Source organism: Agrobacterium sp. GW821-FHT02D03, assembly GCF_059421725.1.
The window spans coordinates 1-23,878 of the sequence record NZ_JBWKVN010000002.1 but is presented as its reverse complement, the minus strand read 5'-3'; the positions used below and the strand labels follow the sequence as shown (position 1 = coordinate 23,878).

Sequence of the window (23,878 nt, the reverse complement as noted above, 5' to 3'; positions counted from 1 at the left end):
GCGATGGCCGACCTGACACTTGAAGAATTGATGCAGCTTGCGTCGTCTGCAGCCCTAGCAGGAGGCGCCGAGTTAAAGGCCCATTTCGGCGATGTTTCGCGTGACGGTGTTCAACGAAAAGCATTGGGGGACTATGCATCCAAAGCAGATCTCGCCGCCGAAAAGGCCATTGCCGTTATTCTGGCAGAGGCAGGCGACCATTACGGCTTCGTCGGTGAAGAGACCGGCACTCGTAATGCCGATGCAAAACACTGCTGGGTGGTGGACCCACTAGATGGGACCAGTAACTTCATATGGGGCATCCCCTATTTTGCTGTCAGCATCGCTCTGTGTGACGACCAAGGCGAAGTGTTGGGTGTAGTCCTTGACCCTTTGCGTGACGAAATGTTCACCGCCATTCGAGGCTGTGGCGCATGGCTGAACGGAAAGAGGCTCGCCCGGCTTAGTGACAAACGCTCGGACGAGGCGATCATCTCACTGTCCATGCCTATCCAGGGACAGTTGAAGGCAATCGAACGCAGCACCTTCTTCCAAAGCCTGGATGCCATCACCAACGAGACAGCGGGCGTCCGCAGACTTGGTTCGGCCGCACTCGATCTCGCGTATATTGGTGCGGGAAGACTAGACGGTTATTTCGAAGATGGCCTCAGCCACTACGACTATGCGGCAGGAAAACTCATCGCTCAGGAAGCGGGAGCTCTTGTGACGTCATTCACAGGCGGCGCTCCCGTTGATGGCGGGTCACTGCTAGCGGGCACTTCGTCGATGCTTCTATGGCTCAAGAGCAAGTTTCAGCAGCGGTGAACACGCAGTTGAAAACACCTCGAGACTGAAACTGAGCGTGCCGGGCTACGTCCGCAATGTCATCCGTCTGCTCTCGAATGTAAATTTCAGATAGAAATTAGAATCCTTTGTAAAAGCACGGCTTTTACAAGTCTCTTTCAGACATCCCCCGATCAAAGATCTTGCGTTTGATCACGCAACCCCGCCGCAACCTGTTAGGGCATCTTAGCGCTCATTCTCCACGAGACCTAAGGCCTGTCGGCTCCATTTCCAACAAGAGCGGCGCACCCATTCGCTGCAGATTCCGATTGCTGCGAAAGTTTTCTTAGTCGCCCCTTTGCCGCACTCTTCGTCTTTTTCATAGCCGGTCGCATTATGCTCGGTGATCAGATGGTAGCAGACGTGAATAAGGCCTGATCCGGAGAAAAAGTCTGTCTTTAGAACCGAGATGTTGTAAGCTTTCAATTGCATTGGACTGAAAAGAAAGCCATATTTATCCCGAAAAGATAACAACAAGGATGGTATTTGTGCTCGTTATCGTTGCCGACGATCTTACCGGCGCACTGGATACGGCTGCCCCTTTCGCGGCACGAGGGCTTCACACCGAAGTGGTCCTGCGAGCGAATGATGTCGACAAGGGCGTAGCACTTTTACCGGATGTTCTCTCGATCAATCTGGGATCTCGCGATGGATCTCCAGAAGATGCCTTTGACTTGATGCAAGAGCTTGTCGGACGTCTTCCTTCCAACACCCGCATGTTCAAGAAGGTGGACTCGAGGCTGAAAGGTCACATCGCATCGGAACTCGATGCTGTTTCCTTTGATCGTGCATTAGTGGCTCCCGCGATCCCAACATTCGGCCGGGTAGTGCGCAACGGGAATGTGGAAGGTTTCGGGGTAGCAGAGCCGCTCTCCGTCGCCAGCGCCCTGAAACATCACGCGCACCGTGCAACAATTCCTGACACGGTGACAGAGAATGAACTAGACGCAGCCTTGCAACGAGCCGAAGAACTCGATGTCGATCTGCTTGTCGGCGCAAGAGGTCTTGCCGAGGCGCTGGCGCGCAAGATGACAAAGGTATCCAGGGGACGGCAGGTATCTCCGCCGGTCGGTCGGGGCCTCCTTGTCATAGGCTCGCGTGACAGGATTACCCTCGATCAGGTGAAAGAGCTCCGCCAGTGCGATGGCGTTGCCTACCATCCTGCACCGAACGGCACCTTGCCGGAGGGGCCAATCACGCCAGCGTCCTTGCTGCTGGTGCAGGCAACCAAGGGGGAGTTAGGCTTATCGTCCGAGGAAGTCTCGAGAAGCCTTGCGCACAGTGTACATCCCCGTTTAACGAGCGAGGCGTCCACCCTGCTTCTGTGCGGCGGGGCAACGGCAGAAGCGTGTCTTGCCGCGATGGGCGTGACACACTTCCGGCTAGAAGGCGAGTGTATGCCCGGTCTTGGCCTGGCATATGCCAACGGCCAATGTATAATTTTGAAATCTGGTGGCTTTGGAGAGCCTGACACTCTCGCAAAACTGGCTAGGCAAATTGTTCACGGCAGGAGCTAAAGAATGGGACTGCAAAGCGGAACGGCGCGCAAAAGCCTCGCGGACCTTGTCTTTGAGCGTATGCATAGAGCGATCAAGTCCGGCTCTTACCAACCAGACGAGAGGTTGCCGACAGAGCACGATCTGGCGATCGAGTTCGAGGTATCGCGCCCGATCATACGCGAGGCGCTGCGGCGTCTACGGGATCAAGGGTTGATTTACTCGCGCCGTGGTGCAGGAAGCTTCGTTCGCTCTGTTGGCATGAAACAACCGCTCGGCTTCGGGCAGCTCGAAAATGTCGCCGATCTCTTGAGCTGCTACGAGTTTCGTCTGACGCTCGAGCCGGCAGCTGCGGAAGCCGCTGCGACACGTCACACGCCAGCAACGCTCGGCGCGATCCGCGAGGCCCTTGAACTGATGCGTGACGCTACCAATCGTCAGGCCCACCGGGAGGACGCTGATTTCCAGTTCCACCTTGCTATCGCGCGGGCCGCGAACAACACATATTTCTCGACTGCGATGGAAGCACTGAAAGACCATATCGCTGTCGGCATGCGTTTTCATGGCGTATCGGTCAAACGCGACAATGCCGGCCTTTCTCGCGTGTTTGCTGAACATGAGGCGATTGCCAATGCTATCGCGACGGGTGAAGGCGCGAAGGCAAAAGAGCTGATGCACATGCATCTGACCGGGTCGAGGGCTCGTTTGTTTCAAACGAGCGCGTCTCTCGCGGCGTTGGCGGAGGGATGACTGAAACGGTCGGGGCTATCGCGAGAAATAAAAAAGGGGCTCGCAAAGCCCCTTTTTCTTCAGTAAATATATTTTTTAGTAGGCCGCTTTGTAGATCGAAAGAACGTCGTCAACGCTCATGTCAGCCGGATTGTTGTCCATCAGACGGCGATTGGAGTGTGCTTCGGTCGCGTAAGCGGCGAGAGCGTCGTCCTTGGCGCCGTGACGTGAAAGCTGCATCTCGATGTTGAGATCGGTGCAGAAGCGCCGTCCATTCTCCAAGATTGCTTCCGGCGAACTTGCTACGAAACCGAGGGCCTCTGCCACTTCTGCCGTCTTGTCGCGAACGACGGGCTGGTTGAAGGCGAGCACGTGCGGAAAGACGATGGCATTGGCAAGTCCGTGGGGAAGGCCAAGCCGGGTGCCGAGCGGGTAGGCGATGGCATGTCCTGCGGCAGTATTGACCGGGCCGAGGCAGATGCCGCCGTAGTAGGAAGCAAGCATCATGGCTTCGCGAGCTTCAGTGTCGGACCCATCCTTGACGGCGCGTGCAAGGTATTTTCCAACGAGGCGAAAGCCCATGCGCGCAAAGCCATCTATCATTGGGTGAGCGCGCTTGTTGGTAAAAGCTTCCACGCAATGCGCCATGGCGTCGACGCCCGTTGCTGCCGTCACGGCTGGCGGCACGCTGAAGGTGAGTTCAGGATCCAGAACCGCGATGTCGGCAATCATATGCGGGCTTTCGACCGCGATCTTTGCGCCTTTGACCGGATCGGTGATCAGCGAACGAATTCCTGCTTCCGATCCTGTGCCCGCCGTGGTGGCGATTTGGACGAGCTGTGTGTTTCGGGCGGCGACGCGGTTTGGACCCGCCACATCTGTAAGCGTCTGCTCGCTGTCCCACAACGCTGCAACCAGCTTTGCCACGTCAAGGACGGATCCGCCTCCGAGCCCGATGACCACATTCGGCTTGACTTTGCGCGCAATCGCAATCGCAGCCTCAAGCGTTGCCACCTCGGGTTCGCCCGGGATCGCGTCGAAGATTTCGACTTTCCCACGCAATTGTAGACGATCGATAAAGCCGGCGGTGATGGCCGTCGCAATCACGAGTGTTGCTTGAGCATCGCCGACGAGCCCGCCGACTTGCCCAGTCGTACCCGCGCCAACCAGCAGGCGCCGTGGCTGGTGAAGAGTGATGGAAACTGTCATCGGCGTTATCCTTGATGGGCTCGGCCAGCAACCAGCTTGCGGGCATAGGCGATGGCGGAATTCATGTTGCCGTGATTGGCGATACCCTTGCCGGCAATGTCGAAGGCGGTGCCGTGGTCAACCGATGTGCGATCGATTGGCAGTTCGACGGAAACGTTGACCGCCGTGTCGAAGGCCACAAGCTTGATCGGGATGTGACCCTGGTCGTGATATTGTGCGACCACCAGATCGAAGGCGCCGGAATAGGCGCGATGAAAGACGGTATCTGCGGAAATCGGCCCTTCGACATTGATGCCTTCGGTCCTGGCCGCAGCAACTGCTGGCGCGATCTGGTCATCGTCTTCGGTCCCGAAGAGGCCGTTCTCTCCGCAATGCGGGTTGATCCCGGCCACTGCAATGCGGGGGCTTTCATAACCGATGCGCTTGAGGTGTTTGTCGCCGGCCCGAATGGTGGCAAGCACGCGTTCCGTCGTCGAGCGGCGGATCGCCTCCTGCAGCGAAACATGGGTGGAAACATGGATTACTTTCAGGCGCTCGGAAGCGAGCAACATATAGGCCGCACTGGAGCCAGTCAGGCTCCGCAACATGCCTGTGTGGCCATCGTAGTGATGACCTGCAGCGTTGAGCGCCTCCTTGTTGATCGGAGCCGTGACGATGCAGCCAATCGAACCGGCTTCCGCATCGCGGACGGCCTTTTCGATGAAGCGGAAAGCGGCGTCACCCGCCGCTGGGCTAAGTTTTCCCCAAGGAAGTGGAGCGCCCTCGACATCGATATCGACCACATGCGGGGCCAGCTCGATGGAAATGCCGAGTGCCTCGCGTGCGGCTTCAAGTGTGGCGAGATTGCCGTAAATGCGTGTGGCTGCGCGGTGCTGCGTTGTCATCTCGGCCAGCGCGCGAACCGAAATCTCAGGACCTACTCCGCAGGGGTCGCCCATGGTGATGCCAATAATGTCGCTCATGTCAGTCTCCTGTGCCGGTGCGGTCCCAGCCTGCGGGCAGGTGGACATATTTGATCGCGCGTCGATGATAGGTGTAGGCGATGTGCAGGCTTCCATCCGGATCCGGCAAGAGCCACGGATAGGACATTTCCAAGTTGCGTCCATCAATGGAGTCGTTCGACAGGCAGGTGCCGGCGCCGTCCTCTATCAGGATGCGCTGGGGGAAGGTCTTGCCGCCATCGGTCGAGAGGCACACGCTGACCGGCGCGCGAGGAACGCCCCAGACCGGAACGATGCCACCTGTCGGGTCCGCGTCCGGTCTCCCGTCGTCTTCCCCGAGTTCGTCGTAAAGCGAAGCCCGGCGATCGCTCGACGCCTCGTGATTGACGGGGTTGCAGATCAACGCGATCCGTCCATCCGAAAGCGTGATTGCTGCGATCGAGGAGTTGTTGTTGGGCAGGTCGGTGGGCGCCGGCACTGTCCAGCTACGGCCTTCATCGGTGCTTTCAGTGCGGAAAACGAAATCAGCCTGGCGTCGGCGGAAGAAGGCGGCAGACGCGCTGTTGCCGATCGACACCGGCGACATGTGAACGCAGCCGGTCGATTGCGACAGCTCTTCCAGGCGCCATGTCTGGCCGTTGTCCTGGCTGAGGCCGATGGCAGCGGTATCATGACTGCCATTCCATTTTTGGCCGGGACGCTGAACGCAACGAAAGATCGGAAGAAGCCACGCGCCATCGCGTCTGATCATAAGTGGTGCGCGCACAAAGCATCCACGGGGAAGGTCAAGATATTGGCCGTCCGAAGAGAAAAGCCGTGTCGGATCAGCAGGGTCAATCACAAGCTCGGCCACGCGAATACGGCATTCGTCCTGATTGCCGGAGGGCTGTGAGGTGTGGAAAAGAATAAGCCGTCCGTCAGGCGTCTGAAACAGGACAGGGTTCTGTTCTGAGTGATCGGGGTCAAAGCTCAATCTTTGTGCTGGACCCCAGGTGGAGGCGTTCTTCCTCAGGACGGATGCGTAGATCGAGATGTCGGACTTGCCTTCAAGAGAGCCGCCGAACCAGGCGCAGATCAACGAGCCGTCTGCCTCGCGATGCAGGAAAGCAGCGTGGTTCTGGATCATGGGCGATGGAAGAAAGGCTTCGCTGCGTCCGTCACTGGTTTGCGTCAGCGCACCAGTCATTCGCCGCGCTATCTCGTCTGGGGTCATAATAGGCTCCTCTCGCTATCCGAGATCGATTAAATTTCCTAAGTTGTCAAGTTTATTTATGTCGAAAAAGATGCAAATTTCGCTGACGAAATTTCATATCTATCTGAAATTAAATAATAAATACAATTCGTCTTTCCATTTATATTTTTACATGATGATTTCATTTGACAAGATGGACGTCAGCGTGGATGCTCTGCGCCATGCTGGAGTGAGGTCGTTGAAGAAGGTTGGCCTCCACATCCTGGCCATTCAAACATCCGCGCGACGGTTGCCGCTCGCTCGTTCAGGCTCCGGCCTGTCATGCATGGACTTCATCTGGGAGGAGAACAAAGATGAAAAGGACTGCCATTTCCTGTGCTTTGGCACTTGGCACGATCATGACAAGTGCATTTACGCCAGCCTATGCGGGCTCCGGTCCAATCAAGGTGGTGCTGGCCGAAGAGTCGGACCTGCTTGAACCGTGCATGGCCACCCGATCGAATATCGGTCGCATCATCATGGAAAATGTCAGCGAAACGCTGACTGAACTGGATGTGCGTTCCAACAAGGGCGTCATGCCGCGCCTGGCGGAAAGGTGGGAGCAGAACGCGGATGGCAGCTGGCGCTTCCATCTTCGCCAGGGTGTGAAGTTCTCCAATGGTTCAGGCTTCGATGCCAAGGATGTCAAGCACAGCTTTGACCGTATCATGAGCGATAAAAACGCTTGTGAGTCCCGCCGTTATTTCGGTGGGATGAAGGTCACGCCGTCGATCGTCGATGATTACACCGTCGATTTCAAGGCCGATCCGGTCCAGCCGATCCTCCCGCTTTTGATGACGTTGGTAACGATTGTTCCGGAAGAGACGCCACTCGAATTCATCCGCGAGCCGGTTGGTACCGGCCCCTACAAGCTCACCAACTGGACGCCAGGCCAGCAGATCGTTCTGAGCGGCCGCGACGACTATTGGGGAACCAAGCCTGAAGTGACGCAAGCGACCTATCTGTTCCGCGCAGACCCTGCCGTTCGTGCCGCGATGGTTCAGTCCGGCGAAGCTGACCTTTCGCCGTCTATCTCGCAGCTCGACGCGACGAACCCGAAGACCGACTTCTCCTATCTCGACAGTGAAACGGTCTATCTGCGCCTCGACCACAATATCGCCCCGCTCAACGACGTTCGTGTACGCCGCGCGCTGAACCTTGCAATCGACCGCCAGGCTTTCCTCGGCACGTTGGTGCCGGAAAGCGCCGTGCTGGCGACCGCGATCGTGCCGCCAACGACACTCGGCTGGAACAAGGATGTGAAGGTCTTTCCGTTCGATCCCGACGGTGCCAAGAAGCTGCTTGAACAGGCCAAGGCAGATGGCGTGAAGGTCGATACGCCGATCACCATTATCGCGCGCTCGGCAAACTTCCCGAACGTTACCGAAATCATGGAAGCCATTCAGCAACAGTTGCAGGATGTCGGGTTCAAGGTCGATCTGAAGTTCGTGGAGGTTGCAGAGCACGAACGCTATTATTCGAAGCCATTTGCCAAGGATCGCGGTCCGCAGATCGTCGCTGCCATGCACGACAATTCCAAGGGTGACCCCTCCTTCTCGATGTTCTTCAAATATGCTTCTGAAGGCACGCAGTCCGGCTTCTCCGACCCGAAGGTCGATGATCTGATCAAGCGTGCTTCGGCGGCTGTCGGCGATGAGCGCGCCAATTTGTGGTCGGAACTGATCGCCTACCTGCATGATGATGTGGTGGCCGACGTGTTGCTCTTCCACATGGTAGGATTTGCCCGGGTGTCCGAACGTCTCGACTTCAAGCCGACGATTGCAACGAACTCGATGCTGCAGCTTTCCGAGATCAAGATCAAGTAAGACCTCATCAGTCAGAGATGGCGGCCGAAGCCGCCGCCTCGTTTGCACAATGCGCGGCGAGATGACGTCGCCGCACAGGTTTCTCCGAGGATGCCATGCTGAGTTTCATTCGAAAACGGGCTGTTGCCAGTCTGATCTCGTTGATCGGACTGATCGTCATGGTCTTCTTCCTTTCCCGCCTAACGGGCGATCCCGCAGCGCTCTTCCTGCCGGTCGAAGCTTCAGCCGAGTTGAAGAACCAGTTTCGCGAATTGCATGGCCTAAACGATCCTCTGCTCGTTCAATTCGGTCGCTACGTCGGCGATGTGTTGACTGGCGACCTTGGGGAGTCGCTGCGCAAGGCGCGGCCCGCGCTGGATGTCGTGCTTGAAGCTTTCGTCTGGACCTTGTGGCTTGCGGTCAGCACCATGACGCTCGTCACGGTCGCGGCGATTGTCGTTGGCTCCTTCGCCGCCTTCCGCGTCGGAGGGTTCTTCGACCGCTTTTCGTCCATCGTCTCGCTGATCGGCGCCTCGGTCCCGGATTTCTGGCTGGCGATCGTCGCGATCGTCGTCTTTGCCGTCAATCTCACATGGCTTCCAACGTCCGGTACCGGTTCGATCTGGCACTGGATACTGCCGATTGGCGTGCTTTTTGTTCGCCCCTTTGGCATTATCGTCCAGGTGGTGCGCGGTTCGATGATCACGGCGCTCTCTTCCGCCTATGTGAAGACGGCGCGCGCCAAGGGCGTCAAATCCGGTCCGATCATCTTCATCCATGCGCTGCGCAATGCGATGTTGCCGGTTATCACCGTGCTGGGCGATCAGGCTGCAAGCTTGCTCAACGGCGCGGTCATCATCGAAACCATCTTTGGTTTTCCCGGAGTCGGAAAGCTAATGATCGATTCCATCCTGCAACGCGACTTCAACGTCGTTTTGGCCGCCATTCTTGTGACGGCGGTCGCGATTTTCATCATGAACCTCCTGATCGATCTTGCTTATGCGTTTCTCGATCCGCGCATTCGGCATTAGGGAGGAATGACGATGACCGACATGACGACTGCCACGGATATCGCCCACGAGCCGCCCTTCTATCAGCGCATGTTCCGTATGCTCCTGGCGGACAAATTCGCGCTCGCTGCTGCCATCTTTCTCGTGTTCATCATCATTCTGGCCTTGATCGGTCCAAGCTGGCTTGGCGATGTCGCGACCAAGCAGAACTTGCGCGGTCGCAACGCCCCACCCTTCGACTTCGAAAAGGCATGGGTCTGGTGGATGGGCGCGGACGCGCTAGGCCGTCCGCTTCTCGCCCGCATCATCGTTGCTACTCAGAACACGTTGATGGTGGCGGCGGGTGCGGTCTTGATTTCATCGATCATCGGCACTGCCCTCGGCCTGATTGCAGGTTTTTCGTCTGCGCGCGTCAATCAGGTCATCATGCGGCTTGCAGATGTGATCATGTCCTTCCCGTCGCTTTTGATCGCCGTTATCGTCCTCTACATCTTGGGATCGTCGATCCTCAATCTAATGCTCGTTCTGGCGATAACTCGCATCCCTGTCTATCTCCGCACCACCCGCGCTGAGGTCCTTGAAATCCGCGAGCGCATGTTCGTGCAGGCGGCACGCGTGATGGGCGCGTCCAACAAGCGCATTCTCTTTCGCCATATTTTGCCGGTTGTGCTGCCAACATTGACGACGCTCGCCACGCTTGATTTTGCCTATGTGATGTTGGCCGAAAGCGCGCTCTCATTCCTCGGCATCGGCATTCAGCCTCCTGAAATTACCTGGGGTCTGATGATTAGCCAAGGACGGCAGTATCTGACCAATGCGTGGTGGCTGTCCTTCTGGCCGGGACTGGCGATCATTCTGACCACCATGTCGCTGAACCTCCTGTCCAACTGGCTGCGCATCGCGCTTGACCCTGTGCAGCGCTGGCGTCTGGAAATGAAGGGCCGCAAGAATGGCTGATCACCTGCTCGAAGTTCGCAACCTCTCGGTCGAGTTCCACACCGTAAACGGCGTGGTCAAGGCGGTGCGCGACATCTCCTACCATCTCGACCGCGGTGAAACACTTGCGATCCTTGGCGAGAGCGGTTCCGGCAAGTCCGTCTCTTCGTCGGCGATCATGAACCTCATCGACATGCCACCTGGCCGCATCACGTCTGGCCAGGTATTGCTGGATGGCGTTGATCTTCTCACTATGCAGCCAGCCCAACGGCGCGAAATCAATGGTCGCCGCATTGCGATGATCTTTCAGGATCCGCTGAGCCACTTGAACCCGGTTTATACGGTCGGCTGGCAAATCCGCGAAGCACTGACGACCCATGGCACTGATGATGCCAAGGCGAAGGCCGAGGCGCTCCGATTGCTTGGCCGTGTCGGCATTCCGAGCCCGGAAACGTCACTCGACAAATATCCCCACGAATTTTCCGGTGGCCAGCGCCAGCGCGTGATGATTGCCATGGCGCTCGCATTGCGCCCGGATCTTCTGATTGCCGACGAGCCGACGACGGCGCTCGATGTAACGGTTCAGGCCGAGGTTTTGGCTCTTCTCAAGGAGCTTCAACGGGAAACCGGCATGGCGGTGCTGATCATCACCCACGATCTGGGCGTGGTCGCCGAAATTGCGGACCGCGTGGTGGTGATGGAAAAAGGCGTGCTGGTGGAATCCGGGACGGTGCGCGATGTCTATAAGAACCCGCAGCACGCATACACGAAGAAGCTGATTGCCGCGGCACCTGGCAAGGGCGAAATGCACGCGCCGCTTTCAGGTGGCGAGCCTGTACTGAAGGTGCGCAATGTCCGCAAGACCTATGGAGCCTTCGAAGCGCTGAAGGGAGTTTCCTTCGATCTTATGGCTGGCGAAACCATGGCTGTCGTCGGCGAGAGCGGATCGGGAAAATCTACACTTGCGCGCATCCTGCTTAGGCTGGACGAGCCCGATTCGGGTGAAGCTTTCTGGAAGGGCAGGGACCTCTTCACTCTCTCAACTGCTGAACTCTATAAGCTGCGTCGCGATCTGCAGATGGTGTTTCAGGATCCGACGCAATCGCTGAACCCGCGAATGACGGTTTATCAACTGATCTCGGAGGCCTGGGTCATTCACCCTGACATCCTGCCAAAAGCGAAATGGCGCGAGAGGGTGGCGGAACTTCTGACTCAAGTGGGCCTTGGGCCCGAACATATGGGACGCTATCCGCATCAGTTTTCCGGCGGCCAGCGCCAACGCATCGCTATCGCACGGGCGCTCGCGCTCGAGCCGCAATTGATTATCTGCGACGAAGCGGTCTCAGCACTCGACGTATCGGTGCAGGCGCAGGTCATTGCGCTCTTGGACAAGCTGCGCAAGCAGATGGGGATTGCCTTCATTTTCATCGCCCACGATTTGCCAGTGGTGCGCGATTTCGCCGATCACGTCATGGTCATGCAAAAGGGTGAGGTGGTCGAAATCGGTACAGTGCGGCAGATTTTCGAGACGCCGCGGCAACCCTACACGCAGGCGCTGCTTGCCGCGGGCCTCGATCCAGACCCGGATGTCCAGACGGCCCAACGCGCTGCGCGCCTTGCTCGTGCATCCTGTTCATAATTCTGAGGAGTATCTCATCATGTCGAAAAAGGCCTTCGTCGCTCTCGTCACATGTTTCAACGAGGACGAGACCATCAATTTCGAGGCCACGCGCGCGCAGGTGCGCCGACAGGTCGAGGCTGGCAACAACATCATGTGTGCCGGCACCAATGGCGATTTCTCCGCGCTGACCTTCGACGAAAAGGTCAAGCTTGCCGAGGCCGTCGTCGATGAAGTCAATGGTCAGGTTGACGTAATCGTCAATGCAGGTATGCCGGCGACATTTGAGACGCTGAAGCTTGCACGCGAATTCGACCGCATTGGTGTCAATGCAATTGCTGTCATCACCCCCTTTTTCATTGCTTGCACGCAGGACGGACTAATCCGGCATTTTTCCACAGTTGCCGATGCGGTGAAGACGCCGATCTACCTCTATGACATTCCGGCCCGCACGCAGAACCACATCGAGCCTGAGACTGCACGGACGCTTTCGGCACATGGCAATATTGCGGGGATCAAGGACAGTGGCGGAGCAAAGGAGACGCTGGAAGCCTACCTCGCGGTCGCCCGCGACGTACCCGGTTTCGAAGTCTACTCCGGTCCCGATCATCTGGTGCTCTGGTCGCTACAAAATGGTGCAGCGGGCTGCATCTCTGGCTTGGGCAACGCCATTCCCCAGGTGCTGGCGGGCATTTTGAACGGCTTCAACACTGGCGATATTGCCAAGGCGGAGCGCCAGCAGGCTCTCTTCACCGCCTTTCGCACAGACCTTTATGCGCTTGGATTTGCGCCTGCCATGGTCAAGCGAGCGCTTTACGTCCAAGATGCGTCCGTAGGGGCCAGCCGTCAGCCTGCGCTTCTTCCCAATGCAGAACAAGATGCAGAAATCACCGCTATACTGAAGCGTTTCGACATTATCGCCGGCGCCTGATCGCCACCAACTCTGTGGTTCTCCTGCGTTTTAATGCTGATTTTTTACTATCGGGACCGACGAAGGACAATAGCGCTCCAGTTACTGGCGAACATAATGGGATTTTCGCGTCCGACGAATAGCCGCAGATAGCAACGCCGAGGAGACTAGCCACCTGCCTCGCGCCACGGAGCACGCGCGGGGGCCAGGGAGGGCATGACGGCGTCAAACCTGATCTGAACCCTTCAAACTGGACCATTTTTGGCTAGAGTTTTCCGGTGCATTTTTCCTGGCTGTGAAAGGAACGGAAGACGATGAAGGCATCGCAGTTTTCGGACGCACAGAAGGCGTTCATTTTAAAGCAGGGTGATGAAGGCGTTACGGTTGCGGAAATCTGCCGGAAGGCAGGGATCAGCCAGGCGACCTATTTCAACTGGAAGAAAAAATACGCGGGCATGTTGCCGCCGGAGATGAAGAAGCTGAAGCAGCTCGAGGACGAGAATGCACGGCTGAAGAAGATTGTCGCGGATCTGACGTTGGACCGCGAGATGTTGCAGGACGTCATTCGCCGAAAGCTCTAAGGCCTGCTCGCAAGCGGGAGATGGTGAAAGGCATGTGCCAGGACTGGGCGATCTCGATCCGGCGTGCCTGTGGGGCGCTGGACTTCGATCGGTCAACCCACCACTACATCTCCCGCCGTGCCGATCAGGCCGGTCTTGAGCGTCGTATCCGTGAGATCTGCGAGACCCGTGTCCGCTATGGGTATCGTCGTGTGCATGTGCTGCTGGAGCGCGAGGGTTGGGGTACCAATATCAAGCGTACCTACCGCATTTACAGGGACTTGGGCCTGCAATTGCGTAACAAAACACCGAAACGCCGGGTGAAAGCCAAGCTGCGGGCGGATCGACAAATGGCCGTCGGGCCGAATGATATCTGGGCGATGGACTTTGTTCACGACCAGCTCGCCACCGGCAAGAAGCTACGCGTTCTGACCGTGGTGGATACCTTCTCACGCTACGTCCCGGTGCTTGATCCAAGGCACAGCTATCGCGGTGAAGATGTTGTGCAAACGCTCGAGCGGGTATGCCGTCAGGTCGGCTATCCCAAGACGATCCGAGTCGATCAGGGCACCGAGTTCGTATCCCGCGATCTCGATCTCTGGGCCTATGCGAAAGGCGTCACACTGGACTTCTCACGCCCTGGTAAACCGACCGATAACGCATTCATCGAGGCATTCAACGGCCGCTTCCGGGCAGAATGCCTGAACCAACATTGGTTCCTGACCCTTGCGGATGCCCGCGAAAAGATGGAGGATTGGCGTAGAGACTACAATGAGGTTCGGCCACATGGTGCGATCGGCAACAAGGTCCCGATCGCACTGATGAATCCGGGAAGCGTAACCAGCCCGCCTCCCTGACTGAAGCCGGAAAACTCAAGCCTCCGCTGGTCCAATGTCTGGGAGCAGTTCAGTGTTGTGGAAGGACCTGAAGGTTGATGCTATCTCGATAGTCGGCGCTCGTCGTCGATCACTGACAGACGGTTTGGGAGCGACGTTCCCCATGTCCACAGTACAATATTGAGGTCAGCGTCGGTCGTGCCAGGAGCAAAACTCCTGACGACCAGGCCGTGAAAACCGGCGTTTTTCAGATCTCGAGCAAGCTGCTGCGTTAGCGCTTCACCGCGCAGGTTCATCTCGTCTCGCCAGGTCGTGTTACTCAGCGCTTGAGGAGTTATCCGGTGTTTTTCTAGGAGGTTCAGGTCTCGCGTATCGAACAACGGCTCGAAATCTGCGTCATAGGATACGAGCGTGGTTGGTTGCAGACTTCCCGCCTGATTAGCTTCTCTTAGCGCCGTCATGATGGTCAGTGACGTGTAAATTGCAGGCATCCCCTTTGGATTAAATCGACCGCCATAAAGTTCGGCACCCCGTCCAGAAAGCGGCTCACGGGCGTAGAGCGGATTGAGCGCTCGGTAGAGCTTGCCTTTGTAGTGCATTGGCACGGTCAGGCATGGATGCCTGCATCAATGGCATCGATATAATCGAGCACTTCATCAGCCCTGCCGTTTCGCACGAGTTGCATTGCGGTGTGGCCGGAAAAGCCTGAAAGGGGTTCTGAGCGATACCAGGCATACGCCATGAGCGCAGATCCGAACCGAGGCTCGACCTTATTGACGACCTCGACCATTTCACGCAGTCGCCTCTGGGTCTTGTCGGATCTGATCCGGTCTTTGCGCTGGACGGCGTCTCTGCCTAGTCCCGCACTACGCGCGATGTCCTCGCTTGTGGTGTGAAGAACGTCGGCGATCTTGTTGGGCGCAAACAAGCCATCATCAGCATATTGTGTCAGAGCCATGTCAAAATCCCCACGCACCCATCGCTATTTATGACCCAATATAGCGTCAAATAATGCGGCGTTCAAGCCATGGGGCGGGGATATGGATCGCTCAGGAGACCTCCATGTGGCAGCCGATTGGATCGATGCCATGCTTATCAATGAGGGATAATTGGCTTGTTCTCGAAGCGAATTCTAAAGTTTCGGCGCTGGAAGTCCTCCCGAAAACAGACGAAGACAAGTTCGAGATCATGGGATGCGTCGTGTCGTCCTAGAAGACTGAACGAGGCGATGATGACACCGTTGTATCCACGGGTGATGCGAAACGCCGCGTTGCGCATAACGATCGCATCAGGATCTGCAAAGTCCCCACGACGTTCATAGATGACCCAGAAGCGCGCGGCTTTCCAGGTCACTTCCAGTTGCTCTTTGACTTTGGCAAGGAACTCTTCGGCGCTCATGGAGGGTCCCCACGGCAGCGGTGTCTCGCCGGTATCGTCCGCGACACTCAAATAGCCGTCGTACTCAATGCCAGAATTGAGGAGTTGCTCTATCCTGGAAAATGCGTTGTCTTCAGAAATTGTCGTCTTGAACAGGATTGCCATAACCGTGCCGTCTCATGGATATCGGTCCGTTGCGGGTAGAACATCCGTACGAGGAATACCAGTGCTTTGCGCTTCAATTGAAAGAGCGGAATTTATCGGGCACCGAGGTAGGCTTGCTTGGCGAAGTGATTGGTGGACTTTTGTCGACGACTACGAGGGTGTTAAACCAGCGTCTGGTCAGACTTTGAGCTGTCACCCGATGCGTAGATTCGAGCTATTCGGGAGCGAAGCTTGTTTATCTCGACCGCCAGGAATGTCGTGATGAGCGACCAACTTTCCACATCCGGTGGACGATCATGGCAATTTGCCGACCCTATGCCGGTTTGCAGTCTCGCGGTCTAGAGTTCATATGATAGTGAATGGTGCTGAAGGCCACCACCATATCGATTTGTCGGTTAAGGTTGGGAGAGGTGGCGTCCAAACCCTTGCCGCAGGATAGCTCATGCGCATCTTTCTTGTCCGTCACGGCGAATCTCTGGGTAATCTCGACGAGCGGGCTTACAGCCAGTTTGGCGATCACAATGTCCCGTTGACGCAATGGGGATATCGCCAGGCGCGTGAAGCCGGATCTGTGATCGCAGCCTATCTTGCAGGACTGGCCGAACCGGGGTTAGAGACGCTTCGCATATGGTACTCACCGTTCATGCGCACGCGCCAAAGCAACGCTCTACTCGACGCCCTGCCTGTTGAGAGCGTCGGCAAGGTCCGCGAGGATTATCTCCTGCGGGAGCAGGATTTCGGGCTCTTCACGGAAATCTATGACCATGCTGAGCGCAAGCAGAAGTTTCCCGACGAATTCGAGAAATGGGCGAGACTACGCAGTAACAGCGGCAAATTCTATGCCCGGCCGCCCGATGGCGAAAGCCGTGCTGATGTCGCGCAGAGGATGCGCCTGTTCATGCAGACCATTATGCACGAGGCGCGGCTTGGCCACGACAATGTGGTGATCGTCGGCCACGGTGTTACCAATCGTGCCTTCGAGATGAGTTTCCTTCAGCAGCCGGTTGACTGGTTTGAACGATCCGTCAATCCCGGTAATTCAGACATTACGCTGATCGAGGGGACGCGCGAAAACGGATACACCTCCAGGCTCCTTCATCAGTCGAGTGATCGTAAGCCTGACCAGAACGATCTGCGAGAGGTGTATGGCGCGCAAGTAACGGTCAAGCCAGGACCGTAGGCATAAAAGAGCTTCGTTGACCGCTTTTGATCGCAGATCAGCACGTCGAAGACAGACCCTTTAATTCTGAAGCGGGGAAAATGTAGCTGGAGAGAAGTCCGGTCCGTCACCCTTGGGCCGGTTTGAAATGGTATGTTGCTTTGATGATCTGGTGCCTGGGCCTTAGCGGCCGTTTTCGACACGGGACAAGTTGAAAAAGAGGCACGAAAGTAATACCATCTTCTGCGTCGGTATTACAGGAATTTGGACATGGCAACAACTGTAACGGCCAAAGGGCAGGTCACCATTCCGAAAGCCGTACGCGAGCTTTTAGGGATTTCACCAGGAAGCTCGGTCGATTTTGTTCGAGCCCCCGATGGAAGGATAGTTCTTGTCAGGGCTGACAAGAAACAGCCGCTCACGCGTTTCGCCAAGCTGCGCGGCCATGCTGGTGAAGGTCTGGGTACCGACGCCATCCTGGCTCTGACCCGTGGTGACGAGTGACGCTTGTCGATACAAATGTCCTGCTTGATCTTGTGACGGACGACCCGGTTTGGGCCGACTGGTCAATTCAGCAGCTCGAACTGGCAAGCGTTTCCGGTCCGCTGTGCATCAATGATGTTGTGTACGCGGAACTATCTGTTCGATATGAGCGGATAGAAGCGCTTGATGCTTTTGTTGATCTGGCGGGGTTGAAGCTCACCCCTTTCCCTCGCGCGGCGTTATTCCTGGCAGGTAAGGCCTTTACCAGATATCGCCGCGGTGGCGGCACCCGTAACGGTGTTTTGCCTGACTTTTTTATCGGTGCCCACGCAGCGATACAAAATCTTCCTTTGTTGACGCGAGATGTGGCTCGTTACCGATCGTATTTTCCGACTGTCACCCTGATCTCGCCCGTAGCCTAGGAATGCGCCAGTCTCGGCATTTGTAATCCTCAGCTTCGCAAGGAAGAGACCTCCTGGCCGGAACTGCGATGCATGCTGCGCGAGCTGATCTAGCCGCACTGGTCTGTGATCAAGCCTCAGTCGCGTATCCGCCTGCTGCGGCCGAAAGCGCGCCATGGGCGATTTGAGGAGGAGCCGGACAGGATCGCCGTGTAAGCGGCGTGACGCACGTTCGGTGAGCGCGGTCGCAGTCGGAATGTCTTAGTTGACCCCGATCATTCCGACCGAGTTTTTTCTGGCGCCTCGAGACTATCGATCTTCCGAAGCTTTGGAAAACGCGCCGCCCAGATGGCTGCGACCATAAGCGTGCCGATCCCACCGATGACGACGGAGTGCACCGCGCCGAAAACGGATGCCATGCTGCCTGCGCGGAATTCGCCCAGTTCGTTGGACGCCCCGACGAAGACCATGTTGACGGCGTTGACACTGCCACGCACGTCATCCGGTGTCCAGAGCGCGATCAGCGTTTCACGAACATAGACCGACACCATGTCGGCTGCGCCCATCACCACCAGCGCGGCAATGGACACCCATGGCGTAGCCGAGAGCCCGAAGACCACCGTCCCGGCACCGAAGAGGGCGACGCCTGCAAACATCATTATGCCGGCATGGTGGCGGATCGGATGAAAGGCCAGAAAGATCGCGACGAGGATCGCGCCGATGCCCGGTGCCGCGCGCAAGAGGCCAAGCCCCCAGGGCCCAAGCGTCAGCACCTCCTTGGCGAAGATCGGCATCAGCGCGACTGCACCCCCTAGAAGAACGGCGAAAAGATCGAGAGAGATCGCGCCCAGCACCACCTTTTCATGAGAGATGAAGCGGAAGCCTGCCAGCATGCTTTCCAATGTCACCGCGCGCGATGTTGTCCGCTGCTCCGGCTTTCTGATCATGAAGGCAAGGATAGCCGAGAGCGCAAAGAGCGTGAGGGCGACCGAATAGGATACAATCGGGCTTGCGCCATAGAGCAGGCCACCGGCAACCGGGCCGAGAATGGACGCCAGTTGCCATGACGATGAATTCCAAGCAATCGCGTTGGGCAGATCACTTTCCGGCACAAGATTCGGCGCAAGCGACTGCACGGCCGGACCCATGAATGCCCGCTCTATGCCGAACAGGATGAGAATGAGAAAGACGAGCGACGGCGTAAAGGCATGCGCGAGGGTCAGTCCTAGTAGCGCTGCCGCGCAGGCACAGGCAACGAGTAGGCAAAGCGACATGATCATGCGGCGATTATGACGGTCCGCGACCGTTCCGGTCACCAGAATGAGAAGCAGTGATGGCAGGAACTGAAAAAGCCCGATCAGGCCCAGATAGAAAGCGTTGCCCGTGACCTCATACATCTGCCAGCCGACCGATACGCTGACGATCTGCACTGCAAAGGCGGAGAGGAAGCGTGCTGAGAAAAATTGCCGGTAGGCGGGATGGCGAAATGCGCCGAAGCGGCTTTCACCGGCTACTAGGGACATTGTGCTGATCTCTTACAAAGTGGGTGGCGTCTTGGGTAGTGACTGTGATGTCATATACTACCAGATGACAATGCGCTTTAGCGGCTTGAGATCCTCGCAGGCCAATCGCTCTATCGGTTGGTTACGTGAGCCCATCTCAATTCACCCGCGATTTTAAAGGGTACTTCCACCGCACCGCTACAGAAGAGGCGAAGTGGGCTCGTCAGCATATCGGCGTACTAATTTCACGAACATAAAACAGCGTTTACAGTATTGCTGTATTTTATGGATTCTACTATAATGCTGTCCTAGTGTTGCGACGCGATTGGGAGTGCGATTGATGGCAGGTTCAGGTAATTCCTATACGACGAGTGATCTTTCCCGGAAGTCAGGTGATATTATCGCTGAGGCACTTCGTCATCCGGTGACGATCACGCAGCGCAACAAGCCTCGCCTAGTCCTTCTTAATATTGAGGACTATGAACGCCTGATGCGGCGGTCTGATTTGCGTGTGGTCGGAACCATTGATGGTATGTCTGACGCTTTGCTGGACGAATTCGAGGCAGCGGTCGACGTGTATGCGCAAACTGAAGAGATAGTTCGGTGAGCGGCTTCGATGAGATCGAGACTGCAGTCGTAATTCGCTACCCTTATCTGTGGAGCAGGGAGGCGTCCCGCGGTGAAACTGAAGGTCGAAAGGGTCGACCTGTTGTTGTTGGCGTGAGGCTTGCCCGTCCGAATGGCGACTTGGTTCTTTTCTTTCCTATTACGACGAAGCATCCGGAAGCTAACCGTTTTGCTTGTGAAATCCCGGCGATCGAAAAGCGCCGTGCTGGTCTTGATGCAGATATACGGCTCTGGATCATTCTGGATGAGTATAACAGCGACGTTATTGGGCATTCCTTCTATCTCGAGCCGGATCCGCCTGTGGGACGGTTCAGTAAAGCGTTTTTCCTCCCTATTCTTCGGGAATTTGTCGCGCGCCGTAGGTCGTCCAGCGAGGTTCATCGCGCTCGATAACCTGTGATCGTTATTGAGTTGGGCGACTGCTTAGGTAGGGTCGAGTAGGTAGGATAGCGTGCAGACTACCTTTCCATCGATGAGCACGGCTGATCAAGTGGTCCACGTATCGATTTGAAACTGGCTGCTTCTCCAATCTGACTGACAAGCAGGTCAAGGCGCTGGCTGAGGCGCCCATTATCGTGGTGGTCGGCGATTATATGGGCAGCAACCCAGCCTCGGCCTGCGAAAAGGAAATGGAGGAGATCAAGGTAGCCGGTTGTGACATTACCTTCCTCTCGTTGCCCGATGTCGGGGCAGCACGCACATGTCCATGCCGGGCCAGGAGGACATCGGGGTCGCGGACGTCCTGATCGACTGGATCGACAATCACGTTGCTCAATAGCGACAGGGCCCATGTATTGGGGACTTGCTCAATTGCGCCGAAGCTTCGATTTTGTTCAAGTCAATTTGCATGCTGAGAAAGATCTTGCCACCGGCCCAATTGCTCTCGGATGGCGTCAAAGCCTGCCGTATCTTCGCCGGGAGTAAAATTGTGCCGATCTGCGCTGCGATCTTGTCTGCCTTGACCGGTCCTTTGATGCGGGTCAGGGTAAGCACTTGCTGCCGTGAAAGATCGTTTCACGCTTTATTCTACCGCTTCGAAATACGGGCAACCCATCTGATCCATTTCACAGTCTAGGCAAAAATCTCAACATCGTTTCGAATGGCTGGCTGGCTATGCAAGTTCGGACACATCATTAGGGCGAGGCCCCTCTAAGTCGCGGACGATGTGAAAGCAGCTGTCGTCCGGCGGAGAGCTTCAAGACGGGTGGCAGGACGGAGGAAAGGGCGTGATGAATATTGACAATATATGCTACCCTTCCGATAATTTCGGAAGAACGAAAGGTTAGTCTGATGCCGTCCGGTAGCACTCACGTAAAGGTCAGTGGGGCTTTGCAAGACCATATACAGAGGCAAATCGGCGACGAGGGGCTGTATGAGAACGCAAGCGAATACATCCGTGCTTTGATCCGACGAGACCTTCACACGCGAGACGAAGCTTGGGAGGCTCTGCAAAAGGAACTGGCTCCCGCCATGCGCGCGGATGATAGCGAGTTTGTGGCAGTGACCGTCGATGATGTAATCCGCCGCAACAAACGCGGCTGATCATGCCCACGTACCGTTTTTACGCCCCTGCCGACGCAGCGCAGGATAAAATTTGGCGTGACACCGTGGAGCAATGGGGCGAAGCGCATGCCGAGTCCTCCCTGAGAGGGCTGCACGCGCACTTGCATCGTCTCTGCGATAATCATCTTCTCTGGCGGCGTCTTCCTCAAGGCTTGCTGTGCCATCCGATATAAAGCGTGAGGCCTATTTCAGCCGTTACGAGCGTCACTACCTATTCTTCCGGACACTGAATAACGGCGATCTCGGCGTGATGAGCATCCTGCACGAGAAATTGGATATGGCGGTTCGTCTGAGAGAAGATCTCTCCGCCCTTGATGCTAAAGGCACCGATTCCCACTGACCCGGGCAGCGGTTAAGCCTCGGCAGCAATTCATTATTTTAATCTCGCCAACACTATCCTCCCCGGATCGAGGGTGTTTTTTACGAAATTGGCCCTTAGCTGCCAAATCCAGAGGGTGCAGCATTCCGACTAATTGGAACTCTCCAACGAACAGAACCTGATCAAGTCTCCCACGGATCGATGACATTGATTCCGAGGCCTTCGAAATCTTTGGTATTGCGCGTCGCGAGCGACAACTGATGAGCGACGGCAGTGGCTGCAATCATCCCGTCCATCGAGGCGAGCCCTCGACCGCTTCGCTTGGCGAGCGCCATGAGATCGCCCCAGGCCCGGGCGACAAGTCCCTCCACAGGAATGATCCTGTTTTCGAAGCGTTGGGGCAGATCATCCGTCAGCCATTTGTCGAGTGCTTCTTGCTTTCTGCCCTTATCCATCAGAGCGACACCGCGGCGAATTTCAGCGATCGATACGATGCTGATGAACGTACGGTCTTCGTCTAGCTCGTGAAGCCACGTCAAGACATCTTCATTTGGGCGTGGTTTCGTTACTTCCGACAGAACATTTGTATCGAGGAGCAGCCTCATAGCGCCGGGTCACGTGGTTCGTCATGCTGTCGTTCGAGATCGATATCCGCGCCGCGCATAGGCGATGCCAACAGAAATTCTGCTAGTGATCCACTGCGTCCGGTTCTCCTCTGCCACTCTTCTGCGGAAACGACGACCACGCTTGGCTTTCCGTTGCGAGTAATCGTCTGAGGTGCCGATTGCGCGCGTTCCATGACTTCCGAAAGCTTTGCTTTCGCGCCTGCGACCGTCCAGTTCATCTCACCGTGTGTTGGTACCTGCATCACTTCGCCTATAACCATAATGACCATAGTGACTATAATATGCGAGAGCTCTTACTGCAAGCGCGTGGTAGTGGAGGTTGACTCCAGCTATTTAGCGCCTTGAGAAATCGCTGTTGAAGCATTGGGCTGCCGGCGTTTTCCTCCAGGAACTGGGAGTGACAAGCCCAGGGCAGCAGTTTGCGTTGCTGTCGCTGGTTAGGCCGCGGCTCTGAGATCGAAATTTGCATGGATCACGTCGTAGGGGACATAAATCTTTCCGTCTCCAGTTTGTTCGAATATACCCCACTCCAACAACGCGGACGTGTCCTCGTGTACGCGCTTGACGTCACGTTCGACGGCCCTGGCAAGTCCGCGTATACTCGATGGACCGATCTTCTGAAGATGCTCAATCAATTCCCATCTTTTGGGGCTAATGACGGAAAAAAGCTGCGCCGGCGACGAGAAGGTGAAGACTGCGACCGGCTCAGAGGAATTACCTGAGCGCATTGCGTTCGTTGCCCTGACAAACGCCTCATCAAGGGCAGCTTCACTGTCTGCTCGGATTTGAATTAAGGCTTCTCTCATGGTTTCTGCCTCCTCTTGATTATTTCCTTCCGAAAATCGGATAGGAGGGTATCGGTCGTCGTGAACGAGTAAGGATGCTCAGCTCCGTCAAGGTGACGATGATCGCCTTTACCGCGTTCGTTGTCGAAACCGACGATGCGGCGACCGTCCTTTCCGTAAAACAGTCGATACTTGAACAGGTGCGTGCTACCAGGAACGGGCTCCGGCACTTTCCAGACAACGATCTGACGAGCGCACCGTCTGGCAAAACAGTTTTCGAACGCTCGATAAGTACCGCCGCAATCATGTTGTCATTTACGCTATCGGTTCGGCTTGTTGTCAACGATGGCAAAGTTGGAGAGAGAGCTTTATGGTATATTGTGCCTATATATACTAAATTAATACATATATTATCTAAGTTATACTATGTAAGCGGAATAATTTACTACAGAATGAGTTGGCGCGGATGATTTATGAGCGACGCGAGTTCACCAGCGGTAGGGATCGGCACTTAAAGTGCAGATTGGCTGAGGAAAAAAATATAAATTAATTGAAGCTATCTTAGGGGAAGGGATTTGGCGTGGATTAGTTTTGGGTGCATTTGTTTGCGAGGGCTGATAATTCTGACTGTTATAAATAGATGATTTTATAGTTTTTCCGATTGTGAGGAATCAAAATGATGGGCGAATCCTAGGGGTATATGGATGAGAAGGCAGATTGGAAGGGCGCTGATAAATTGGTGGCGATCAATTATAATAAACAATATCA

27 protein-coding genes are annotated in these 23,878 nt (G+C 56.1%); 16 read left to right on the top strand and 11 right to left on the bottom strand.

What is annotated here, in order from left to right:
* Positions 1–3 precede the first annotated feature (3 nt).
* The 3 genes from AC07U5_RS13680 to AC07U5_RS13670 all read left to right on the top strand — a co-directional run bounded on the left by AC07U5_RS13680 (position 4) and on the right by AC07U5_RS13670 (position 3,068).
* Positions 4–804, top strand: coding sequence for an inositol monophosphatase family protein (locus AC07U5_RS13680; protein ID WP_494723320.1), 801 nt, complete (start codon positions 4–6; stop codon positions 802–804).
* Positions 805–1,310: 506 nt separating this feature from the next.
* Positions 1,311–2,339: a four-carbon acid sugar kinase family protein gene (locus tag AC07U5_RS13675; RefSeq protein ID WP_494724240.1), complete on the top strand. Its 1,029-nt coding sequence runs from the start codon at positions 1,311–1,313 to the stop codon at positions 2,337–2,339.
* Between the two features lie 3 nt (positions 2,340–2,342).
* Positions 2,343–3,068 (top strand): FadR/GntR family transcriptional regulator, encoded by a 726-nt coding sequence (locus AC07U5_RS13670; RefSeq protein WP_062426885.1) that lies wholly within the window; start codon positions 2,343–2,345, stop codon positions 3,066–3,068.
* 75 nt (positions 3,069–3,143) lie between these two features.
* Here AC07U5_RS13670 and AC07U5_RS13665 read toward each other — a convergent pair whose 3' ends face one another.
* The 3 genes from AC07U5_RS13665 to AC07U5_RS13655 are packed head-to-tail and all read right to left on the bottom strand — an operon-like array spanning position 3,144 to position 6,410.
* The gene (locus AC07U5_RS13665; RefSeq protein WP_062600730.1) at positions 3,144–4,256 is read right to left on the bottom strand and encodes an iron-containing alcohol dehydrogenase; all 1,113 of its coding nucleotides are present in this window, start codon (positions 4,254–4,256) and stop codon (positions 3,144–3,146) included.
* A gap of 5 nt (positions 4,257–4,261) precedes the next feature.
* A complete protein-coding gene (pdxA, locus tag AC07U5_RS13660; protein WP_494723319.1) occupies positions 4,262–5,218 on the bottom strand; it encodes a 4-hydroxythreonine-4-phosphate dehydrogenase PdxA in 957 nt (318 codons plus the stop codon).
* A gap of 1 nt (position 5,219) precedes the next feature.
* Positions 5,220–6,410, bottom strand: coding sequence for a sialidase family protein (locus AC07U5_RS13655; protein WP_494723318.1), 1,191 nt, complete (start codon positions 6,408–6,410; stop codon positions 5,220–5,222).
* A gap of 332 nt (positions 6,411–6,742) precedes the next feature.
* Between AC07U5_RS13655 and AC07U5_RS13650 the strand changes: the two genes are divergently transcribed.
* The 6 genes from AC07U5_RS13650 to AC07U5_RS13625 all read left to right on the top strand — a co-directional run bounded on the left by AC07U5_RS13650 (position 6,743) and on the right by AC07U5_RS13625 (position 14,124).
* Positions 6,743–8,254 carry an ABC transporter substrate-binding protein gene (locus tag AC07U5_RS13650; protein ID WP_494723317.1) on the top strand — a complete coding sequence of 504 codons (1,512 nt, stop codon included), beginning with the start codon at positions 6,743–6,745 and terminating at the stop codon, positions 8,252–8,254.
* 95 nt (positions 8,255–8,349) lie between these two features.
* Entirely contained in the window at positions 8,350–9,264 is a 915-nt protein-coding gene (locus AC07U5_RS13645) for an ABC transporter permease (protein WP_062426890.1), read from the top strand.
* A gap of 12 nt (positions 9,265–9,276) precedes the next feature.
* Complete coding sequence (locus AC07U5_RS13640; protein WP_062442946.1) at positions 9,277–10,200, top strand: ABC transporter permease; 924 nt, start codon at positions 9,277–9,279, stop codon at positions 10,198–10,200.
* Entirely contained in the window at positions 10,193–11,818 is a 1,626-nt protein-coding gene (locus AC07U5_RS13635; protein ID WP_494723316.1) for an ABC transporter ATP-binding protein, read from the top strand. The genes AC07U5_RS13640 and AC07U5_RS13635 overlap by 8 nt, the downstream gene beginning before the upstream one ends.
* A gap of 19 nt (positions 11,819–11,837) precedes the next feature.
* A complete protein-coding gene (locus AC07U5_RS13630) occupies positions 11,838–12,728 on the top strand; it encodes a dihydrodipicolinate synthase family protein (protein WP_062442722.1) in 891 nt (296 codons plus the stop codon).
* Between the two features lie 293 nt (positions 12,729–13,021).
* A protein-coding gene (locus AC07U5_RS13625; RefSeq protein ID WP_113181014.1) for an IS3 family transposase occupies positions 13,022–14,124 on the top strand; the annotation gives its coding sequence in 2 pieces (ribosomal slippage) (positions 13,022–13,283 and positions 13,283–14,124; 1,104 coding nt in all).
* A gap of 80 nt (positions 14,125–14,204) precedes the next feature.
* Here the strand turns inward: AC07U5_RS13625 and AC07U5_RS13620 are convergent.
* The 3 genes from AC07U5_RS13620 to AC07U5_RS13610 all read right to left on the bottom strand — a co-directional run bounded on the left by AC07U5_RS13620 (position 14,205) and on the right by AC07U5_RS13610 (position 15,645).
* Positions 14,205–14,702 carry an RES family NAD+ phosphorylase gene (locus AC07U5_RS13620; RefSeq protein WP_494723315.1) on the bottom strand — a complete coding sequence of 166 codons (498 nt, stop codon included), beginning with the start codon at positions 14,700–14,702 and terminating at the stop codon, positions 14,205–14,207.
* Positions 14,703–14,710: 8 nt separating this feature from the next.
* Complete coding sequence (locus AC07U5_RS13615; protein ID WP_062439168.1) at positions 14,711–15,061, bottom strand: MbcA/ParS/Xre antitoxin family protein; 351 nt, start codon at positions 15,059–15,061, stop codon at positions 14,711–14,713.
* A gap of 137 nt (positions 15,062–15,198) precedes the next feature.
* Positions 15,199–15,645: a hypothetical protein gene (locus tag AC07U5_RS13610; RefSeq protein WP_062439166.1), complete on the bottom strand. Its 447-nt coding sequence runs from the start codon at positions 15,643–15,645 to the stop codon at positions 15,199–15,201.
* Positions 15,646–16,087: 442 nt separating this feature from the next.
* Between AC07U5_RS13610 and AC07U5_RS13605 the strand changes: the two genes are divergently transcribed.
* The 3 genes from AC07U5_RS13605 to AC07U5_RS13595 all read left to right on the top strand — a co-directional run bounded on the left by AC07U5_RS13605 (position 16,088) and on the right by AC07U5_RS13595 (position 17,709).
* Entirely contained in the window at positions 16,088–16,825 is a 738-nt protein-coding gene (locus AC07U5_RS13605) for a histidine phosphatase family protein (protein WP_494723314.1), read from the top strand.
* A 249-nt stretch (positions 16,826–17,074) separates the two neighbouring features.
* The gene (locus AC07U5_RS13600; protein ID WP_112520236.1) at positions 17,075–17,308 is read left to right on the top strand and encodes an AbrB/MazE/SpoVT family DNA-binding domain-containing protein; all 234 of its coding nucleotides are present in this window, start codon (positions 17,075–17,077) and stop codon (positions 17,306–17,308) included.
* Positions 17,305–17,709, top strand: coding sequence for a type II toxin-antitoxin system VapC family toxin (locus AC07U5_RS13595; protein ID WP_494723313.1), 405 nt, complete (start codon positions 17,305–17,307; stop codon positions 17,707–17,709). The genes AC07U5_RS13600 and AC07U5_RS13595 overlap by 4 nt, the downstream gene beginning before the upstream one ends.
* A 254-nt stretch (positions 17,710–17,963) precedes the next feature.
* On the opposite strand, the gene AC07U5_RS13590 is transcribed toward AC07U5_RS13595, so the two are convergent.
* The gene (locus AC07U5_RS13590) at positions 17,964–19,211 is read right to left on the bottom strand and encodes an MFS transporter (protein WP_494723312.1); all 1,248 of its coding nucleotides are present in this window, start codon (positions 19,209–19,211) and stop codon (positions 17,964–17,966) included.
* A gap of 319 nt (positions 19,212–19,530) precedes the next feature.
* Between AC07U5_RS13590 and AC07U5_RS13585 the strand changes: the two genes are divergently transcribed.
* From AC07U5_RS13585 to AC07U5_RS13570, 4 genes are all read left to right on the top strand, one after another.
* Positions 19,531–19,797, top strand: a complete 267-nt coding sequence (locus tag AC07U5_RS13585) for a type II toxin-antitoxin system prevent-host-death family antitoxin (RefSeq protein ID WP_440613282.1) — start codon at positions 19,531–19,533, stop codon at positions 19,795–19,797.
* Entirely contained in the window at positions 19,794–20,210 is a 417-nt protein-coding gene (locus tag AC07U5_RS13580) for a hypothetical protein (protein WP_440613281.1), read from the top strand. The genes AC07U5_RS13585 and AC07U5_RS13580 overlap by 4 nt, the downstream gene beginning before the upstream one ends.
* Before the next feature lie 897 nt (positions 20,211–21,107).
* Positions 21,108–21,359 carry a ribbon-helix-helix domain-containing protein gene (locus tag AC07U5_RS13575; protein ID WP_494723311.1) on the top strand — a complete coding sequence of 84 codons (252 nt, stop codon included), beginning with the start codon at positions 21,108–21,110 and terminating at the stop codon, positions 21,357–21,359.
* A 178-nt stretch (positions 21,360–21,537) separates the two neighbouring features.
* Positions 21,538–21,720, top strand: coding sequence for a hypothetical protein (locus AC07U5_RS13570; RefSeq protein ID WP_494723310.1), 183 nt, complete (start codon positions 21,538–21,540; stop codon positions 21,718–21,720).
* Between the two features lie 161 nt (positions 21,721–21,881).
* Here AC07U5_RS13570 and AC07U5_RS13565 read toward each other — a convergent pair whose 3' ends face one another.
* From AC07U5_RS13565 to AC07U5_RS13550, 4 genes are all read right to left on the bottom strand, one after another.
* A complete protein-coding gene (locus AC07U5_RS13565; RefSeq protein WP_494723309.1) occupies positions 21,882–22,304 on the bottom strand; it encodes a type II toxin-antitoxin system VapC family toxin in 423 nt (140 codons plus the stop codon).
* On the bottom strand, positions 22,301–22,567 hold the full coding sequence (locus AC07U5_RS13560; RefSeq protein WP_494723308.1) for a type II toxin-antitoxin system Phd/YefM family antitoxin: 267 nt from the start codon (positions 22,565–22,567) through the stop codon (positions 22,301–22,303). The genes AC07U5_RS13565 and AC07U5_RS13560 overlap by 4 nt, the downstream gene beginning before the upstream one ends.
* Before the next feature lie 195 nt (positions 22,568–22,762).
* Entirely contained in the window at positions 22,763–23,131 is a 369-nt protein-coding gene (locus AC07U5_RS13555) for an HVO_A0114 family putative DNA-binding protein (protein ID WP_494723307.1), read from the bottom strand.
* Entirely contained in the window at positions 23,128–23,340 is a 213-nt protein-coding gene (locus AC07U5_RS13550) for a toxin-antitoxin system TumE family protein (protein WP_494723306.1), read from the bottom strand. The genes AC07U5_RS13555 and AC07U5_RS13550 overlap by 4 nt, the downstream gene beginning before the upstream one ends.
* Positions 23,341–23,878 lie beyond the last annotated feature (538 nt).

Bases quoted from the DNA above. Each gene is read 5' to 3' on its own strand.
- AC07U5_RS13665 (WP_062600730.1), bottom strand. From the start codon at position 4,256: ATGACAGTTTCCATCACTCTTCACCAGCCACGGCGCCTGCTGGTTGGC.
- AC07U5_RS13680 (WP_494723320.1), top strand. From the start codon at position 4: ATGGCCGACCTGACACTTGAAGAATTGATGCAGCTTGCGTCGTCTGCA.
- AC07U5_RS13670 (WP_062426885.1), top strand. From the start codon at position 2,343: ATGGGACTGCAAAGCGGAACGGCGCGCAAAAGCCTCGCGGACCTTGTC.
- AC07U5_RS13600 (WP_112520236.1), top strand. From the start codon at position 17,075: ATGGCAACAACTGTAACGGCCAAAGGGCAGGTCACCATTCCGAAAGCC.
- AC07U5_RS13590 (WP_494723312.1), bottom strand. From the start codon at position 19,211: ATGTCCCTAGTAGCCGGTGAAAGCCGCTTCGGCGCATTTCGCCATCCC.
- AC07U5_RS13620 (WP_494723315.1), bottom strand. From the start codon at position 14,702: ATGCACTACAAAGGCAAGCTCTACCGAGCGCTCAATCCGCTCTACGCC.
- AC07U5_RS13615 (WP_062439168.1), bottom strand. From the start codon at position 15,061: ATGGCTCTGACACAATATGCTGATGATGGCTTGTTTGCGCCCAACAAG.
- AC07U5_RS13610 (WP_062439166.1), bottom strand. From the start codon at position 15,645: ATGGCAATCCTGTTCAAGACGACAATTTCTGAAGACAACGCATTTTCC.
- AC07U5_RS13555 (WP_494723307.1), bottom strand. From the start codon at position 23,131: ATGAGAGAAGCCTTAATTCAAATCCGAGCAGACAGTGAAGCTGCCCTT.
- AC07U5_RS13585 (WP_440613282.1), top strand. From the start codon at position 19,531: ATGGCAGGTTCAGGTAATTCCTATACGACGAGTGATCTTTCCCGGAAG.
- AC07U5_RS13630 (WP_062442722.1), top strand. From the start codon at position 11,838: ATGTCGAAAAAGGCCTTCGTCGCTCTCGTCACATGTTTCAACGAGGAC.
- AC07U5_RS13640 (WP_062442946.1), top strand. From the start codon at position 9,277: ATGACCGACATGACGACTGCCACGGATATCGCCCACGAGCCGCCCTTC.
- pdxA (WP_494723319.1), bottom strand. From the start codon at position 5,218: ATGAGCGACATTATTGGCATCACCATGGGCGACCCCTGCGGAGTAGGT.
- AC07U5_RS13575 (WP_494723311.1), top strand. From the start codon at position 21,108: ATGCCGTCCGGTAGCACTCACGTAAAGGTCAGTGGGGCTTTGCAAGAC.
- AC07U5_RS13655 (WP_494723318.1), bottom strand. From the start codon at position 6,410: ATGACCCCAGACGAGATAGCGCGGCGAATGACTGGTGCGCTGACGCAA.
- AC07U5_RS13605 (WP_494723314.1), top strand. From the start codon at position 16,088: ATGCGCATCTTTCTTGTCCGTCACGGCGAATCTCTGGGTAATCTCGAC.
- AC07U5_RS13650 (WP_494723317.1), top strand. From the start codon at position 6,743: ATGAAAAGGACTGCCATTTCCTGTGCTTTGGCACTTGGCACGATCATG.
- AC07U5_RS13635 (WP_494723316.1), top strand. From the start codon at position 10,193: ATGGCTGATCACCTGCTCGAAGTTCGCAACCTCTCGGTCGAGTTCCAC.
- AC07U5_RS13645 (WP_062426890.1), top strand. From the start codon at position 8,350: ATGCTGAGTTTCATTCGAAAACGGGCTGTTGCCAGTCTGATCTCGTTG.
- AC07U5_RS13560 (WP_494723308.1), bottom strand. From the start codon at position 22,567: ATGCAGGTACCAACACACGGTGAGATGAACTGGACGGTCGCAGGCGCG.
- AC07U5_RS13565 (WP_494723309.1), bottom strand. From the start codon at position 22,304: ATGAGGCTGCTCCTCGATACAAATGTTCTGTCGGAAGTAACGAAACCA.